The 15,140-nt window shown below is 68.0% G+C and carries 15 protein-coding genes; 12 read left to right on the forward strand and 3 right to left on the reverse strand.

The features are described 5' to 3' along the window. Positions 1-33: 33 nt before the first annotated feature. From ACNFIA_RS21410 to ACNFIA_RS21455, 10 genes are all read left to right on the forward strand, one after another. On the forward strand, positions 34-1,263 hold the full coding sequence (locus tag ACNFIA_RS21410) for a sensor histidine kinase (RefSeq protein WP_416788460.1): 1,230 nt from the start codon (positions 34-36) through the stop codon (positions 1,261-1,263). A gap of 5 nt (positions 1,264-1,268) precedes the next feature. Beyond that, positions 1,269-2,684 carry a sigma-54-dependent response regulator transcription factor FleR gene (fleR, locus tag ACNFIA_RS21415; protein ID WP_416788462.1) on the forward strand — a complete coding sequence of 472 codons (1,416 nt, stop codon included), beginning with the start codon at positions 1,269-1,271 and terminating at the stop codon, positions 2,682-2,684. A gap of 335 nt (positions 2,685-3,019) precedes the next feature. Then, positions 3,020-3,349, forward strand: a complete 330-nt coding sequence (gene fliE / locus ACNFIA_RS21420; protein WP_416788464.1) for a flagellar hook-basal body complex protein FliE — start codon at positions 3,020-3,022, stop codon at positions 3,347-3,349. Between the two features lie 19 nt (positions 3,350-3,368). Further along, positions 3,369-5,162: a flagellar basal-body MS-ring/collar protein FliF gene (gene fliF, locus ACNFIA_RS21425; RefSeq protein WP_259756421.1), complete on the forward strand. Its 1,794-nt coding sequence runs from the start codon at positions 3,369-3,371 to the stop codon at positions 5,160-5,162. Further along, positions 5,155-6,171 carry a flagellar motor switch protein FliG gene (gene fliG / locus ACNFIA_RS21430; RefSeq protein WP_017520274.1) on the forward strand — a complete coding sequence of 339 codons (1,017 nt, stop codon included), beginning with the start codon at positions 5,155-5,157 and terminating at the stop codon, positions 6,169-6,171. Before fliF ends, fliG begins: the two co-directional genes overlap by 8 nt. Before the next feature lies 1 nt (position 6,172). Continuing rightward, positions 6,173-6,970, forward strand: a complete 798-nt coding sequence (gene fliH, locus ACNFIA_RS21435) for a flagellar assembly protein FliH (RefSeq protein WP_416788467.1) — start codon at positions 6,173-6,175, stop codon at positions 6,968-6,970. Beyond that, positions 6,960-8,315 (forward strand): flagellar protein export ATPase FliI, encoded by a 1,356-nt coding sequence (gene fliI / locus ACNFIA_RS21440; protein ID WP_259756418.1) that lies wholly within the window; start codon positions 6,960-6,962, stop codon positions 8,313-8,315. Before fliH ends, fliI begins: the two co-directional genes overlap by 11 nt. Positions 8,316-8,403: 88 nt before the next feature. Beyond that, complete coding sequence (gene fliJ / locus ACNFIA_RS21445) at positions 8,404-8,847, forward strand: flagellar export protein FliJ (RefSeq protein ID WP_416788469.1); 444 nt, start codon at positions 8,404-8,406, stop codon at positions 8,845-8,847. 54 nt (positions 8,848-8,901) lie between these two features. Next, a complete protein-coding gene (locus ACNFIA_RS21450) occupies positions 8,902-9,738 on the forward strand; it encodes an aminoglycoside phosphotransferase family protein (protein ID WP_416788471.1) in 837 nt (278 codons plus the stop codon). After that, positions 9,726-10,379, forward strand: coding sequence for a DUF1345 domain-containing protein (locus tag ACNFIA_RS21455; RefSeq protein WP_416788474.1), 654 nt, complete (start codon positions 9,726-9,728; stop codon positions 10,377-10,379). Before ACNFIA_RS21450 ends, ACNFIA_RS21455 begins: the two co-directional genes overlap by 13 nt. On the opposite strand, the gene ACNFIA_RS21460 is transcribed toward ACNFIA_RS21455, so the two are convergent. From ACNFIA_RS21460 to ACNFIA_RS21470, 3 genes are all read right to left on the reverse strand, one after another. Next, positions 10,376-10,996 carry a LysE family translocator gene (locus ACNFIA_RS21460; protein ID WP_416788476.1) on the reverse strand — a complete coding sequence of 207 codons (621 nt, stop codon included), beginning with the start codon at positions 10,994-10,996 and terminating at the stop codon, positions 10,376-10,378. The two genes, ACNFIA_RS21455 and ACNFIA_RS21460, sit on opposite strands and share 4 nt — an antisense overlap. A gap of 51 nt (positions 10,997-11,047) precedes the next feature. Next, the gene (locus tag ACNFIA_RS21465; RefSeq protein ID WP_416788478.1) at positions 11,048-11,851 is read right to left on the reverse strand and encodes an AraC family transcriptional regulator; all 804 of its coding nucleotides are present in this window, start codon (positions 11,849-11,851) and stop codon (positions 11,048-11,050) included. 240 nt (positions 11,852-12,091) lie between these two features. Continuing rightward, a complete protein-coding gene (locus ACNFIA_RS21470; protein ID WP_416788480.1) occupies positions 12,092-12,808 on the reverse strand; it encodes a TorF family putative porin in 717 nt (238 codons plus the stop codon). Positions 12,809-13,060: 252 nt separating this feature from the next. On the opposite strand from ACNFIA_RS21470, the gene ACNFIA_RS21475 reads away from it, so the two are divergent. Both ACNFIA_RS21475 and ACNFIA_RS21480 read left to right on the forward strand, forming a co-directional pair. Beyond that, a complete protein-coding gene (locus tag ACNFIA_RS21475) occupies positions 13,061-13,366 on the forward strand; it encodes an STAS domain-containing protein (protein ID WP_259756407.1) in 306 nt (101 codons plus the stop codon). 16 nt (positions 13,367-13,382) lie between these two features. Further along, positions 13,383-15,092: a SpoIIE family protein phosphatase gene (locus ACNFIA_RS21480; protein ID WP_416788482.1), complete on the forward strand. Its 1,710-nt coding sequence runs from the start codon at positions 13,383-13,385 to the stop codon at positions 15,090-15,092. Positions 15,093-15,140: the final 48 nt, after the last annotated feature.

A 15,140-nucleotide genomic window follows, 5' to 3' on the forward strand; every position in this document is an offset into this window, starting at 1 on the left:
GATTCACGCCGTCGGACGGATGAGGAAAACCGCATGATGCCCGCCACCCAACGCCAGACTGATCTCGCTTCCCCGCTGCCCGCAGAACCGCTGCCGGTACCGGTGGAACAGCAGAGCCGTGCCCATCTGGAGCAGACCTTCGCGCTGTTCAGCCAGATGTCCAGCCAGCTCAACCAGTCCTACAGCCTGCTGGAAGCCCGCGTCACCGAACTCAAGGGCGAGCTCGCCCTGGTCAGTGCGCAGCGCATGCAGGAGCTGGCGGAGAAGGAGCGCCAGGCCAACCGCCTGCAGAGCCTGCTCGACGTGCTCCCCGGCGGCGTCATCATGATCGACGGCCAGGGCGTGGTGCGCGACGCCAATCCGGTGGCGGTGGCCCTGCTGGGCAAGCCGCTGGTGGGCATGCTCTGGCGCGAAGTCATCTCCCGCAGCTTCGCCCCGCGTGCCGACGACGGCCACGAAGTCTCCCTGCGCGATGGCCGCCGCGTGTCCATCGCCATCCGCCCGCTGAACGGCGAACCCGGCCAGCTCATCCTGCTCAACGACCTGACGGAAACCCGTCGCCTGCAGGAACAGCTCGCCCGCCATGAGCGCCTGTCCGCCCTTGGCCGCATGGTCGCGTCCCTGGCCCACCAGATCCGCACCCCGCTGTCCGCCGCGATGCTCTACGCCGGCCACCTGAGCGAGGGCGAGCTGCCGGTGGAACAGCAGCAGCGTTTCGCCGGGCGCATCAAGGAGCGCCTGCACGAACTGGAAAGCCAGGTGCGCGACATGCTGGTGTTCGCCCGCGGCGAACTGCCCCTGCCGGACCGCCTTGCCCCCACCCAGCTGTTCGCCAGCCTGCGTGCCGCCGCCGAATCCCACGTCGCCGGCCTGAACCTGCGCTGGCAGTGCGACGCCCGCGCAGGCGAGCTGCTGTGCAATCGCGACACCCTGGTCGGCACCGTGCTCAACCTGGTGGAAAACGCCATCCAGGCCGCCGGCCGCGATGTGCGCCTGAAAGTGCACCTGTACCAGCGCGGCAACAGCCTGCGCCTGTCCGTCAGCGACAACGGCCCCGGCATGAGCGCCGAGACCCTGGCGCGCCTGGGCGAGCCGTTCTTCACCACCAAGACCACCGGCACCGGCCTCGGCCTTGCCGTGGTCAAGGCCGTCGCCAAGGCCCACCAGGGCGAGCTGCGCCTGCGCTCGCGCCCCGGTGTCGGCACCTGCGCCACCCTGATTCTGCCGCTGATCCTGGCTCAACCCGTCGTCCACGAGGAGTGATTTCCATGGCCGCCAAAGTCCTGCTGGTCGAAGACGACCGCGCCCTTCGTGAAGCCCTCTCCGACACCCTCTCGCTCGGCGGGCATGACTTCGTCGCCGTCGACTGCGCCGAGGCCGCGCTGCCGGCGCTGGAGAAGGACGCCTTCGGCCTGGTGATCAGCGACGTCAACATGCCGGGCATGGACGGGCACCAGCTGCTCGGCCTGATCCGCAAGCGCTACCCGCAACTGCCGGTGCTGCTGATGACGGCCTACGGCGCCGTCGACCGCGCCGTGGACGCGATGCGCCAGGGCGCCGCCGATTACCTGGTCAAACCCTTCGAGCCGCGCGCGCTGCTGGAGCTGGTGGCGCGCCATGCGCTGGGCGCCGTTCCGGCCAGTGCCGGCGAAGGCCCGGTGGCCCTGGAACCGGCCAGCCAGCAACTGCTGGAGCTGGCGGCCCGCGTCGCCCGCAGCGACTCCACCGTGCTGATCTCCGGCGAGTCCGGCACTGGCAAGGAAGTCCTCGCGCAGTACATCCACCAGCAATCGCCGCGCGCCGGCAGACCCTTCGTTGCCATCAACTGTGCGGCGATCCCGGACAACATGCTCGAGGCCACCCTGTTCGGCCACGAGAAGGGCGCCTTCACCGGTGCCATCGCCGCCCAGCCGGGCAAGTTCGAACTGGCCGACGGCGGCACCATCCTGCTCGACGAAATCTCCGAAATGCCGCTGGCCCTGCAGGCCAAGCTGCTGCGCGTACTGCAGGAGCGCGAGGTGGAGCGCGTCGGCGCGCGCAAGCCGATCAGCCTGGACATCCGCGTGCTTGCCACCACCAACCGCGACCTGCTGGGTGAAGTGGCTGCGGGGCGTTTCCGTGAAGACCTCTACTATCGCCTGTCGGTCTTCCCGCTGGCCTGGCGTCCGCTGCGCGAGCGTCCCGCCGACATCCTGCCGCTGGCCGAGCGCCTGCTGGCCAAGTACGCGCGCAAGATGAACCATGCGCCCGTGACCCTGGCCGAGGACGCCCGCGCCGCGTTGCTGGCGCATCCCTGGCCGGGCAACGTGCGCGAGCTGGACAACGCCATCCAGCGCTCGCTGATCCTCCAGCAGGGCGGCCAGGTGCAAGCGGCCGACCTTTGCCTGACCGCGCCGATCGGCCTGGCGCCGCGCCCCGTGCTGACGGCGGTTCCGGCTTCGCCTGCCGCGCCGGCTCCCGTGGGTGTCGAGATTCCGTCACCGACCTCCGTGGAGGCCGGGCCGTTGGGCGAAGATCTCAAGCGCCGCGAGTTCCAGATGATCATCGACACCCTGCGCAGCGAGCGCGGCCGCCGCAAGGAAGCCGCCGAGCGCCTGGGCATCAGCCCGCGCACCCTGCGCTACAAGCTCGCGCAGATGCGCGATGCCGGCATGGATGTGGAGGCGTACCTCTACGCCAGCTGATCGGCGAACGAACGACCCCTCTTGGCCCGCCTTCGTGCGGGCCTTTTCTTGAGGCCCGCTGCGCTCGGGCAGGCGTGCTTTTCGTAGGAGCGAGCTTGCTCGCGAACCGGTCTCGTGCCAGAGCTGTTCGCGAGCAAGCTCGCTCCTACAGGCCCGTCCCGATCATGGCGACGAAGCTGCCAGCCTCTGCCTGTTCGGTTTTCCCCTAGAAGCCCCATCCCAGAGCCATCCACCGTCTTTTTCCTACGCCCTGAAAACCTGGCACCCAAGTTGCAATCTCCCCTGCAAAGCGCCGCGCAGTGTCAAAAAACCGCGGCCAGTCGGAGGGGTAAGTGATGAGTCAGGGTATCGAGTTCAATCGTCTGTTGCTGGAAATGCGCTCCATGCAAATGGAGGCCATGGCCAAGGCGAAGACGCAGGCCGGGCCGGTCGAAGCGGGAGCGCCGAGCTTCTCGCAGATGCTCGGCCAGGCGGTGGACAAGGTGAACGGTACCCAGCAGGCCGCCTCCGACATGGCCAGCGCGTTCGAGATGGGGCAGAAAGGGGTTGATCTCACCGATGTGATGATCGCCTCGCAGAAGGCCAGTGTTTCTTTCCAGGCGATGACCCAGGTACGCAACAAGCTCGTGCAGGCGTACCAGGACATCATGCAGATGCCGGTTTGAGCGGCGAGGATCGTAGGTAATGGCTGAAGCCAGCGTTATTGACAGTCAGGTTCCCGCCAAGCTCGGCGCCGATGCGCCGAAGAAGCCGCTGCTTGGCCTGACGTTCCTCGAGAACCTCGCGGACATGCCGGTGCTGCGCCAGGTCGGCCTGCTGGTCGGCCTCGCCGCGAGCATCGCCATCGGCTTCGGCATGGTGCTGTGGTCCCAGCAGCCGGACTACAAGCCGCTCTATGGCAGCCTCAACGGCGTCGACGCCAACAAGGTGGTCGAGGCGCTGACCGCTGCCGACATCGGCTACAAGATCGAGCCCAACTCCGGCGCGCTGCTGGTGAAGGCCGACGACCTGGGCCGCGCGCGCATGAAAGTCGCCGGCGCAGGCCTGGCGCCGACCGACAACAACGTCGGCTTCGAGATCCTCGACAAGGAGCAGGCGCTGGGCACCAGCCAGTTCATGGAAGCGACCAATTACCGTCGCGGCCTGGAAGGCGAGCTGGCGCGCACCGTCTCCAGCCTGAACAACGTCAAGGCCGCCCGCGTGCACCTGGCGATCCCCAAGAGCTCGGTATTCGTCCGTGACGACCGCAAGCCCAGCGCCTCCGTGCTGGTCGAGCTGTACCCGGGCCGCACCCTGGAGCCGAGCCAGGTGCTGGCGATCGTCAACCTGGTCGCCACCAGCGTGCCGGAACTGGATAAATCCCAGGTCACCGTGGTCGACCAGAAGGGCAACCTGCTGTCCGACCAGCAGGAGCTTTCCGAGCTGACCATGGCCGGCAAGCAGTTCGATTTCACCCGGCGCATGGAAAGCAACTTCACCCAGCGCGTGCACAGCATCCTGGCGCCGGTGCTGGGCAACGGCCGCTACAAGGCCGAGGTCTCCGCCGACGTCGACTTCAGCGCGGTGGAATCCACCTCCGAGTCGTTCAACCCGGACCAGCCGGCCCTGCGCAGCGAGCAGGTGAACAACGAGGAACGGCAGAACAGCAACGGCCCGCAGGGCGTGCCGGGTGCGCTGTCGAACCAGCCGCCGGGCCCGGCCAGCTCGCCGCAGACCACCGCCCAGAATGCCGGCGGGGATTTCGTCGCGCCGGGTCAACCGCTCAAGGACGCCAACGGCCAGACCATCATCGATCCGAAGACCGGCAAGCCGGAGCTGGCGCCGTACCCGACCGACAAGCGCCAGCAGAACACCCGCAACTACGAGCTGGATCGCTCGGTGAGCTACACCAAGCAGCAGCAGGGCCGCCTGCGCCGGCTTTCCGTCGCGGTGGTGCTGGACGACCGCATGATCGCCGACCCGAAGACCGGCGAAGTCAGCCACCAGCCCTGGAGCGCCGACGAACTGGCGCGCTTCACCCGCCTGGTGCAGGACGCGGTAGGCTATGACGCCAGCCGTGGCGACAGCGTCAGCGTGATCAACGCACCGTTCGCCCCGGAGCTGGGTGACGAGATCGTCTCGCCGCCGTTCTACTCGCAGCCCTGGTTCTGGGACGTGGTCAAGCAGGTGCTGGGCATCGTCTTCATCCTGGTGCTGGTGCTGGGCGTGCTGCGCCCGGTGCTGAACAACCTGTCGGGCAACAAGAGCAAGGCCCTGGTGGCCGGTGGCGCCGCAGGCGAAGGTGGCCTGGGCGAGTTGGGCGGTCTGGAGGGCGAGCTGTCCGAAGACCGCGTGAGCCTCGGTGGCCCGGCCAGCATCCTGCTGCCCAGCCCGTCCGAGGGGTACGATGCACAATTGAATGCGATCAAGACACTGGTCGCCCAGGACCCGGGGCGCGTTGCCCAGGTAGTGAAGGACTGGATCAATTCCGATGAGTGAAGCCCGCATGAGCGCCAAACTGAACAAGGTCGACAAGGCCGCCATCCTCCTGCTCTCCCTGGGTGAGACCGATGCCGCGCAGGTGCTGCGCCACATGGGCCCGAAGGAAGTGCAGAAGGTCGGCGTGGCCATGGCGCAGATGCGCAACGTGCACCGCGAGCAGGTCGAGCAGGTGATGGGCGAGTTCGTCGAGATCGTCGGCGACCAGACCAGCCTGGGCGTGGGCGCCGACAGCTACATCCGCAAGATGCTCACTCAGGCCCTGGGCGAGGACAAGGCGAACAACCTCATCGACCGCATCCTGCTGGGCGGCAACACCAGCGGCCTGGACAGCCTGAAGTGGATGGAGCCGCGCGCCGTGGCTGACGTGATCCGCTACGAGCACCCGCAGATCCAGGCCATCGTGGTCGCCTACCTCGACCCGGACCAGGCCGGCGAAGTGCTCAGCCACTTCGACCACAAGGTGCGCCTGGACATCATCCTGCGCGTGTCCTCGCTCAACACCGTGCAGCCGTCCGCGCTCAAGGAACTGAACCTGATCCTGGAGAAGCAGTTCGCCGGCAACGCCAACTCCACCCGCACCACCATGGGCGGCGTGAAGCGCGCGGCGGACATCATGAACTACCTCGACAGCTCGGTCGAAGGCGCGCTGATGGACGCCATCCGCGAAGTCGACGAGGACCTGTCGGGCCAGATCGAAGACCTGATGTTCGTCTTCGACAACCTCGCCGACGTCGACGACCGCGGCATCCAGGCGCTGCTGCGCGAGGTGTCCTCGGACGTGCTGGTGCTGGCCCTCAAGGGCTCGGACGAGGCGATCCGCGAGAAGATCTTCCGCAACATGTCCAAGCGTGCCGCCGAACTGCTGCGCGACGACCTGGAGGCCAAGGGCCCGGTGCGCGTCAGCGAAGTGGAAGGCGCGCAGAAGGAAATCCTCACCATTGCCCGGCGCATGGCCGAGTCCGGCGAGATCGTGCTGGGCGGCAAGGGCGGCGAGGAGATGATCTGACGTGGTCCCGCCGGCGAAGGATGAAGACAAGCTCAGCGAACTGATCCGCGCGCGCGACGTGGCGGGCTTCGACCGCTGGTCGTTGCCCAGCTTCGACCCGGCGCGCCCGGCCCCCGAGCCCGAGCCGGAACCCGAGCCTGCGGTGGAGGAGCAGCCGCAGATCGAGGAGGTACCAGAGGAAGAGGTCAAGCCGCTGACGCTGGACGAACTCGAGGCGATCCGCCAGGAGGCGTACAACGAAGGCTTCTCCACCGGCGAGAAGGACGGCTTCCACGCTGGCCAGATCAAGGCGCGCCAGGAAGCCGACGCGGCCCTGCAACCGCGCCTGCAGAGCCTCGAAACCTTGATGTCGCATCTGCTCGAACCCGTTGCCGAGCAGGACCAGATGCTCGAACAGGGCATGCTCACCCTGGTAACCCACGTGGTGCGCCAGGTGGTGCAGCGCGAATTGGCCACCGACTCCAGCCAGATCCGCCTGGTGCTGCGCGAGGCGCTCAAGCTGCTGCCCATGGGCGCCGGCAACATCCGCATCCAGGTCAACCCGCAGGACTTCGAACTGGTGAAGGCCCTGCGCGATCGCCACGAAGAAAGCTGGAAGATCATCGAGGACGACGGCCTGCTGCCCGGAGGCTGCCGCATCGAAACCGAACATTCGCGCATCGACGCCAGCGTCGAGACGCGCCTGGCCCAGGCCGTGAAGCAACTCTTCGAGCAGCAGCGCGACCAGGCCACCCACGCACTGGAGCCTGACCTGCACGTCGACCTCGACGCCGGCCAGGGCAACCCCGATGCGCCTTGACCGCGTCAGTTTCGCCCGACGCCTGCAGGGCTACACCGACGCCGTGGACCTGCCCGCCCAGCCGGTGGTGGAAGGGCGCCTGCTGCGCATGGTCGGCCTGACCCTGGAGGCCGAAGGCCTGCAGGCCGCCGTCGGCAGCCGTTGCCAGGTGATCAACGACGGCGGCTATCACCCGGTGCAGGTGGAAGCCGAAGTCATGGGCTTTGCCGGCAGCAAGATCTACCTGATGCCGGTGGGCAGCCTGGCCGGCATCGCCCCCGGCGCCCGCGTGGTGCCGCTGCCGGATTCCGGCCGCCTGCCCATGGGCATGTCCATGCTCGGTCGCGTGCTCGATGGTGTCGGCCGCGCGCTGGACGGCAAGGGCGGCATGCGCGCCGAAGACTGGGTGCCGATCGATGGCCCGATCATCAACCCGCTGGCGCGCGACCCGATCCATGAACCCATGGACGTCGGCATCCGCTCGATCAACTCCCTGCTTACCGTCGGCCGCGGCCAGCGCCTGGGCCTGTTCGCCGGCACCGGCGTGGGTAAATCGGTGCTGCTGGGCATGATGACCCGCTTCACCAAGGCCGACATCATCGTGGTCGGGCTGATCGGCGAGCGGGGCCGCGAGGTGAAGGAATTCATCGAGCACATCCTCGGCGAGGAAGGCCTCAAGCGCTCCGTGGTGGTCGCCTCGCCTGCCGACGATGCGCCGCTGATGCGCCTGCGCGCCGCGCAGTACTGCACGCGCATCGCCGAATATTTCCGCGACAAGGGCAAGAACGTCCTGCTGCTGATGGACTCCCTGACCCGCTACGCCCAGGCCCAGCGCGAGATCGCCCTGGCCATCGGCGAGCCGCCGGCGACCAAGGGCTACCCGCCGTCGGTGTTCGCCAAGCTGCCGCGCCTGGTGGAGCGCGCCGGCAACGGCGAGAAGGGCGGCGGTTCGATCACCGCGTTCTACACCGTACTCAGCGAAGGCGACGACCAGCAGGACCCGATCGCCGATGCCGCGCGCGGCGTGCTCGATGGCCACTTCGTACTGTCGCGCCGGCTGGCCGAGGAAGGCCATTACCCGGCCATCGACATCGAAGCCTCGATCAGCCGGGTGATGCCCCAGGTCACCAGCCCCGAACATATGCGCGACGCCCAGCGCTTCAAACAGTTGTGGTCGCGCTACCAGCAGAGCCGCGACCTGATCAGCGTCGGTGCCTACGTGGCCGGCGGCGATCCGGAAACCGACCTGGCCATCCAGCGCTTCCCGATCATGCGCCAGTTCCTTCGCCAGGCCCTGGACGAAAGCCAGAACCTCGACGACAGCCGCCTGCTGCTGGATGCGGTCGTCAGCGGCAAGGCCGGTTGATGGGTTTGCTCCCCGGCTCTGAGCTTTTCGCCCCCTCTCCCTATAGGGAGAGGGCTGGGGAGAGGGGCGCACGGCAGAGGTTTCTCCCATGAACCGCCGCGCCGAGCGCCTCGCCCCGGTGGTGGACATGGCGCTCAAGGCCGAGCGCGAGGCCGCGCGCCAGCTCGGCCAGATGCAGGGCCAGCTGCAGCAGGCGCAGCGCAAGCTCGCCGAGCTGGAACGCTACCGCTTCGACTATCAGCAGCAGTGGATCACCAACGGCCAGCAGGGCGTCAGCGGCCAGTGGCTGATCAACTACCAGCGCTTCCTTTCCCAGCTCGAAGGCGCCGTCGAACAGCAGAATCGCTCGGTGGCTTTCCACGAGAACAACGTGGGCAAGGCGCGGGAGATCTGGCAGGAGAAGTACGCCCGCCTCGAAGGCCTGCGCAAGTTGGTGGAGCGCTACCGCGAGGAAGCCCGCCTGGCCGCCGACAAGTACGAGCAGAAGCAGCTCGACGAATTCGCCCAGCGGCTGAAGCCGACCGCCGACTGACGCCCCGGCCGGTCGTGCTAGGCTCCAGGCAATCTCTTCCAGCGGAACCCGTCCATGCCGTTACCTGCGCCCGTGCCTGTGGATTTCGAGCGTGTCCTGCGCCTGTGGTGCCTTACTCCCGAAGGTGAGCCGATCATCACGCCCAGCAGCCATCTGCTGCCGGTTCGCTGGATGGGCCGGGCGGCGATGCTCAAGCGCGCGCTGGACGTCGAGGAGCAGGGCGGTTGCCGGGTGATGAGCTGGTGGTGTGGCGAAGGCGCCGCACAGGTCTTTGCCTACGACGGTGACAGCATCCTCATGGAACGCGCCGAGGGCACGCGCTCGCTGATGCACATGGCGCTCAACGGCGAGGACGACCAGGCCAGCCGCATTCTCTGCGACGTGGTACGGCGCCTGCACTGGCCGCGCGATGAGCCGCCGGCGGATCTGATCGGCCTGCGCGAATGGTTCCGCGACCTGGCGCCGGCCGCCAGGCGCTACGGCGGGCTGTTCCCGCGCTGCCTGGACACCGCCGAGGCGCTGCTGGCCAGCGAGCAGGACCAACGCGTGCTGCACGGTGATATCCATCACGACAACATCCTCGACTTCGGCGAACGCGGCTGGCTGGCGATCGATCCCAAGCGTCTCTACGGCGAGCGCCTGTTCGACTACGCCAACCTGCTGTGCAACCCGGACCTGCCCACCTCCCGCGAGCGCACGCGCTTCCTGCGCCAGTTGGACGTGATCGTCGAGCACGCCCGCGTCGATCGCCGGCGGTTGCTGGAGTGGGTGCTGGCATTTGCCGGGCTGTCCGCCGCCTGGTTCCTCGACGACGGCATGGCCGCCGACAGCGACCTGGCCGTGGCGCACCTGGCCGCCGCCGAACTGGACCGCATGGCATGCTGCGCCTGAACCGGGCGCTGCTGCGGACCCATCCGCGCCTGGTCAGTGCCGTGGTCGTCGGCCTGCTGGTGGCGCTGGCGAGCTATCCGCTCGCGCCTATGACCCGCGTGCTGCTGGGCTGGAACTGCATGGCCTGGCTCTACGTGCTGTTGATCGGCTGGCTGGCCCTGCGCGCGGAGCCGGCGGATGTCCGCCGGTTGGCCGAGATCGAGGACGAGAATGCCGAAGCGGTGCTGGTACTGGTCACCGTGGCGGCGGTCGCCAGCCTGGGCGCCATCATCGTCGAGCTGGCCACCGCCGGGGATGCCGGCGGCAGCGACAGGATCATCCGCTACGCCTTCACCGCCAGCACCGTGTTCGGCTCCTGGTTTCTCATCGGCGTCACCTTCACCATGCACTACGCTCGCCAGTTCTATTCGACGGACGCGGCACAGCCGGTGCTGCGCTTCCCCGAGGGTGAGCAGAACCCGGACTACTGGGACTTCCTCTACTTCGCCTTCACCCTCAGCGTGGCGGTGCAGACGTCCGACGTGGAGGTCGCCTCGCGGGCCATGCGCAAGGTGGTGCTGGCGCACTCGGTGATCGGCTTCCTGTTCAACACCACGATCCTCGGGTTGGCGATCAACATGGGCGCGGGGCTGGTCGGCTAGGCCAGGACGATCGTCTCCAGGGCCAAGCGCAGCGCCAGGGCGAGGAAGGCCAGGGCGAAGCACCAGCGGATCACGCTCATCACCCGCGGGCGGGAAATCACGTAGTCCCGCACCCAGGCGGCCAGTAGCCCGTAGCCGATGAACACGACGAAGGTCATGACCGCGAACACCAGGCCCAGCGCCAGGAACAGCGTCCGCGCGTCGTCATTGCCGGGCGGCACGAACTGCGGCAGAAAGGCCAGGAAGAACAGCCCGAGCTTGGGGTTGAGCAGGTTCAGCCAGAGCCCGGTGCCCACCAGTTGCGGCGTACTGCGCGGGCGGTCGGCGCCCTCCAGCGCCAGCGCGCCGCTGCCGCGCAAAACCTGCCAGGCGATGAACAGCAGGTAAGCCGTGCCCAGCAGCCGGACGACCTGGAAGCTGGTGGCGCTGGCCTGCAGGATCACCGTTAGGCCGAAGGTAGCGAGCAGCAACTGCGGGAGCATGCCCAGCGTGCAGCCGAGCGCCGCCAGGGTGGCGGCGCGGGCGCCCAGGCCGAGGCCGACGGCGAGGGTGTAGAGCACGCCGGTGCCCGGCAGCAACACGACGACGAACGCCGTCAGCAGGAATTCTGCGTTCATTCCTGTGGGTTTCCTGTCAGTGGAGGGGAGGGGCGCAGCAGCGCCGGGCGTTCAGCGTTTGGCGGGCGGCGGCCTGATGGATGAGCGCCATTGCCCCGGCGTCAGCCCGAACTGACGAACGAAGGCGCGGGTCATGTGCGGCTGGTCGGCGAAGCCGGCGATCAGCGCGGCCTCGGCCAGCGTGTGGCCTTCGCCGATGGCCTGGTGCGCCTGGCGCACGCGGTACTGCAGGAGATAAGCGTGGGGCGTGGTGGCCAGTTCGCGACGAAAGCGGCGCAGGGCTGCAAAGGGCGTCAGCCCGGCAATGCCGGCCAGCTCCGCCAGCGAGGGGGCATGGCGCGGGTCGTCGTGAATCCGTTCGAGCATGCGCGCCACGCCGCGCGAGGGCAGCGCCGCCACGGTCGTGGCACGGCGCTGCTCGAGCAGGTCGCCGAACAGCTCCAGCACGCCTTCGCTGGCCTCGTCGGGACAGGCGTCCGGCAAACGCTGCAGCAGGGTGGCGATGCGCCGGGCAAGGCGTGGGTCGGTGAGGGTCGGCAGGGAGAATTCCCGGCCGGCCCACTCGGCGCCGGCCAGCCGGGCGATCACCGTCGGCTCGACATAGAGCATCCCCCAGCGGCGCGGGGCGCCACGCAGCGAGGCGCCGTCATGCAGTTCGTTGGGGCTCACGGTGATGATGTCGCGCGGCTGCGCCTCGACCTGGCCGCGGCCACTCCAGGAGCGATGCCCACCTTCCAGCATCACGCCGATACCGTATTCGTCGTGGGCGTGACGCGGGAAACTGCGCTGGGTGAGGATCTCGACGCTGCGCAGGCCGGGCAGGGCGGTCGGGGTGCAGATCACGTGGTGCAGCATGGGTAGGCCTGCGTGAACGGTGAAGTGACTGGCAGAGTAGCCCCTGCTCCCACGGCCATCTTGAATGAAATTGACTTTTTCAGGACCGCCAGGCGTCGCCCATCACGCATCGCACTGAAGCATGGCGGCGCCTTTGTGTAGGAGCGAGCTTGCTCGCGAACCTGCGCAGCTCCGCGGTCGAGAGGTTCGCGAGCAAGCTCGCTCCTACAGATTGGTGGGGCGTCCGGACAAGGCCTGAGATCAGAAGAACGGCCGCGACGCCTTGAGCATGAACGCCGAATCGCAATAGGCGTTGTGCCCGGAGTAGGCGCTGCAGTCGCTGCCGGTGAGGCTGCCGCCGCTGTAGGAGAAATTCAGGTCGATGCCTTTCCACGGCCGGCTGAAGTTCAGGGACCAGTCGCCGAATTCGCTGACGCTGCCACCGCTGCCCAGGCTCACCGGCGAGGCGAGGTTGTAGGTGGAGTACTTGAAGGTGACGTCGAAGCCGAGGTCCTGCTGCACGCCCAGGTCGGTGAACAGCGTGGCCGTGCTGCGGCCGGCCTGGGCGCTGTAGGCGGCGCCCAGGCGGCTGCCGAATACCGAGAGGCCGCCGTACAGCGCCTGGCTGTCGTAGTCGGGCTGTTCCGGGCGGCTGTAGCGCAGGGTGCCGACTTCATAGCCCAGCTTGCCGTCGCCCAGCGGGTGCTTGTAGCCGGCGTAGCTGTCGATCTCCAGGGGCTTTTCCTGCTCGATGTTGGAGGTCCAGCTGCCGATGTACCAACCACTGTCGTGGGTGATGTCGAGGCCGCCCTGGGCGCTGTTCGCCTGGCCCGGCTGGACCAGCCCCTGGGCCATGCTGCGGGTTGGCGAGGTGGCGAACTTGAGCTCGAAATCGCCCAGCTCGCGCTGCATCACCTGGGCCCCCGCATACGGCTCCGCGCACAACACGCAGGCCGCGATGAGAATGGACTTGTACATGCTCCCCCCTTCATGCCTGGCGCGACGAGTCTGGCATGGCCTCTGCGGGCCTTCGCCAGGTGTCGCACGGGTAAAAGGGTAAAGGCATTTGCCGTGCCTGTGGCGACCGGTGGTCCAGTAATCGACCCGGGCGGCGACCCTCGGACCGGTCTGGCGAGGCGGTTTCCCATCGCTCGCCGAGGTTGCCGCTGTCATCGCTAGCTGCTACATCTTCAGACTCGTGCGCGACCATCGATCGATAAGGAGAATCCCATGGCCATCACTTCCGTTCCCTCCGCTGACGGGCAGGAGCTCACCATCGTGGTCCAGGGGCGTTTCGATTTCGGCGCACACCAGGAATTCCGCAACGCCTACGAACGCGTCGAGACCACGCCCAAGCGCTACGTGGTGGACCTCAAGGGGGCGACCTACCTCGACAGCTCGGCGCTGGGCATGCTCCTGCTGCTGCGCGACCACGCCGGCGGCGAGCACGCGCAGATCAGCCTGGCGCACTGCAATCCGGACGTGCGCAAGGTGCTGGCCATCTCCAACTTTGAGCAGCTGTTCACCATCAGCTGACCCGGCCCGCTGCGCAGTGGCAACGGCCGTGGCCGAACTCCTCACCGTCCTGATCGCCGACGACAACGCGGCCGATCGCCTGTTGCTGTCCACCATCGTCAGCCGCCAGGGGCACCGCGTGCTCACCGCCGCCAACGGCCTGGAGGCGCTGGCGCTGTTCGCCCAGGAGCGCCCGCAGCTGGTGCTGATGGATGCGCTGATGCCGGTGATGGACGGTTTCGAGGCGGCGCGGCGGATTCGCCGGCAAGCCGGCGAGGAACTGGTGCCGATCATCTTCCTCACCTCGCTGAGCGAGCCCGAGGCGCTGGTGCAGAGCCTGGAGGCGGGCGGCGACGACTTTCTCTCCAAGCCCTACAACCGCGTCATCCTCGAAGCCAAGATCCGCGCCATGGGCCGCCTGCATCACCTGCAGCGGATGGTGCTGGAGCAGCGCGACCTGATCGCCCGGCACAACGAGCACCTGCTCAACGAGCAGCGGGTGGCCAAGGCCGTGTTCGACAAGGTGGCCCACTCGGGCTGCCTGAATGCGGCGAACATCCGCTACCTGCAATCGCCCTTCGCGCTGTTCAATGGCGACCTGCTGCTGGCGGCCTTCAAGCCCTCCGGCGGCATGCACGTGCTGCTCGGCGATTTCACCGGCCACGGTTTGCCGGCGGCCATCGGCGCCATGCCGCTGGCCGAGGTGTTCTACGGCATGACCGCCAAGGGCTACCCGATGGCGGACATCCTTCGCGAGATGAACGCCAAGCTCAAGCGCATCCTCCCGGTGGGTGTGTTCTGCTGCGCCGCGGTGCTCAACCTGAGTTTCCAGCGCGGCCTGGTGGAGGTGTGGAACGGCGGCCTGCCCAACGGTTACCTGCACCGCCACGCCAGCGGCGAACTGCAGCCGCTGGTGTCGCGCCACCTGCCGCTGGGAATTCTGGAGGCCGCCGCCTTCAGCGACCAGTGCGAGGTCTACGCGATGGAGGAGGGCGACCGTGTGTTCCTCTTCTCCGACGGCGTGCTGGAGGCGCGCAATGCCAGCGGCGAAGCGTTCGGCGAGGAGCGCCTGCACCAGGTGTTCGCCGAGGGCCTGGCGCCGTCGCGCCTGTTCGATGGCATCCAGGCGGCGGTGGCGCGTTTCCGTGGCGAGGCCCAGGACGACGTCAGCATGCTGGAGGTCGCGCTGGTCCCGGAGGATTCGTTGCAGCGACCGCCGCTGGCGTTCGCCGACAACGGGTTGAGCAGCCCGCTGGACTGGTCCGCCAGCTTCGAATTCCGCGCGCCGACCCTGCGCCACTTCAACCCTCTGCCCTTCCTCCTGCAATTGCTGATGGAGGTGCACGACCTGCGTCCCCGCGGCGGCGCCCTCTACAGCGTGCTCGCCGAGTTGTACTCCAACGCCCTGGAGCACGGCGTGATGGGCCTGGACTCCGCGCTCAAGTGTGACGCCGCCGGCTTCGCTCGCTACTACCAGGAACGCAGCCAGCGCCTGGAGGCGCTGCGTGACGGCTTCGTGCGCTTCCACCTGGACCTTGCGCCCCACGGCGACGGCGGGCGGCTGCTGGTGCGGGTGGAGGACAGCGGCGACGGATTCGACGTGGGCGCGGTGCTGGCCTCCCAGCAGGCCGCCGGCAGTCTCTGCGGGCGGGGGCTGGCGCTGGTCCGGCAACTGGCGGACCGCTGCCAGTGGTCGAGCGACGGCAAGGCGGTCTCCGTGGAGTTCTTCTGGTCGGCTCAGGCATAATCGGGCCTTCTCGTCCCTTGGGAAGCTGTTCCGACTCTCGCGCTGCGC

The organism is Pseudomonas sp. NY15437 (assembly GCF_048068435.1).
GTDB classification, from domain to species: Bacteria; Pseudomonadota; Gammaproteobacteria; order Pseudomonadales; family Pseudomonadaceae; genus Pseudomonas; species Pseudomonas nitroreducens_B.

Coding starts and splice junctions, on each gene's coding strand:
- ACNFIA_RS21410 (WP_416788460.1), top strand. CDS start 34: ATGATGCCCGCCACCCAACGCCAGACTGATCTCGCTTCCCCGCTGCCC.
- fleR (WP_416788462.1), top strand. CDS start 1,269: ATGGCCGCCAAAGTCCTGCTGGTCGAAGACGACCGCGCCCTTCGTGAA.
- fliE (WP_416788464.1), top strand. CDS start 3,020: ATGAGTCAGGGTATCGAGTTCAATCGTCTGTTGCTGGAAATGCGCTCC.
- fliF (WP_259756421.1), top strand. CDS start 3,369: ATGGCTGAAGCCAGCGTTATTGACAGTCAGGTTCCCGCCAAGCTCGGC.
- fliG (WP_017520274.1), top strand. CDS start 5,155: ATGAGTGAAGCCCGCATGAGCGCCAAACTGAACAAGGTCGACAAGGCC.
- fliI (WP_259756418.1), top strand. CDS start 6,960: ATGCGCCTTGACCGCGTCAGTTTCGCCCGACGCCTGCAGGGCTACACC.
- fliJ (WP_416788469.1), top strand. CDS start 8,404: ATGAACCGCCGCGCCGAGCGCCTCGCCCCGGTGGTGGACATGGCGCTC.
- ACNFIA_RS21450 (WP_416788471.1), top strand. CDS start 8,902: ATGCCGTTACCTGCGCCCGTGCCTGTGGATTTCGAGCGTGTCCTGCGC.
- ACNFIA_RS21455 (WP_416788474.1), top strand. CDS start 9,726: ATGCTGCGCCTGAACCGGGCGCTGCTGCGGACCCATCCGCGCCTGGTC.
- ACNFIA_RS21460 (WP_416788476.1), bottom strand. CDS start 10,996: ATGAACGCAGAATTCCTGCTGACGGCGTTCGTCGTCGTGTTGCTGCCG.
- ACNFIA_RS21465 (WP_416788478.1), bottom strand. CDS start 11,851: ATGCTGCACCACGTGATCTGCACCCCGACCGCCCTGCCCGGCCTGCGC.
- ACNFIA_RS21470 (WP_416788480.1), bottom strand. CDS start 12,808: ATGTACAAGTCCATTCTCATCGCGGCCTGCGTGTTGTGCGCGGAGCCG.
- ACNFIA_RS21475 (WP_259756407.1), top strand. CDS start 13,061: ATGGCCATCACTTCCGTTCCCTCCGCTGACGGGCAGGAGCTCACCATC.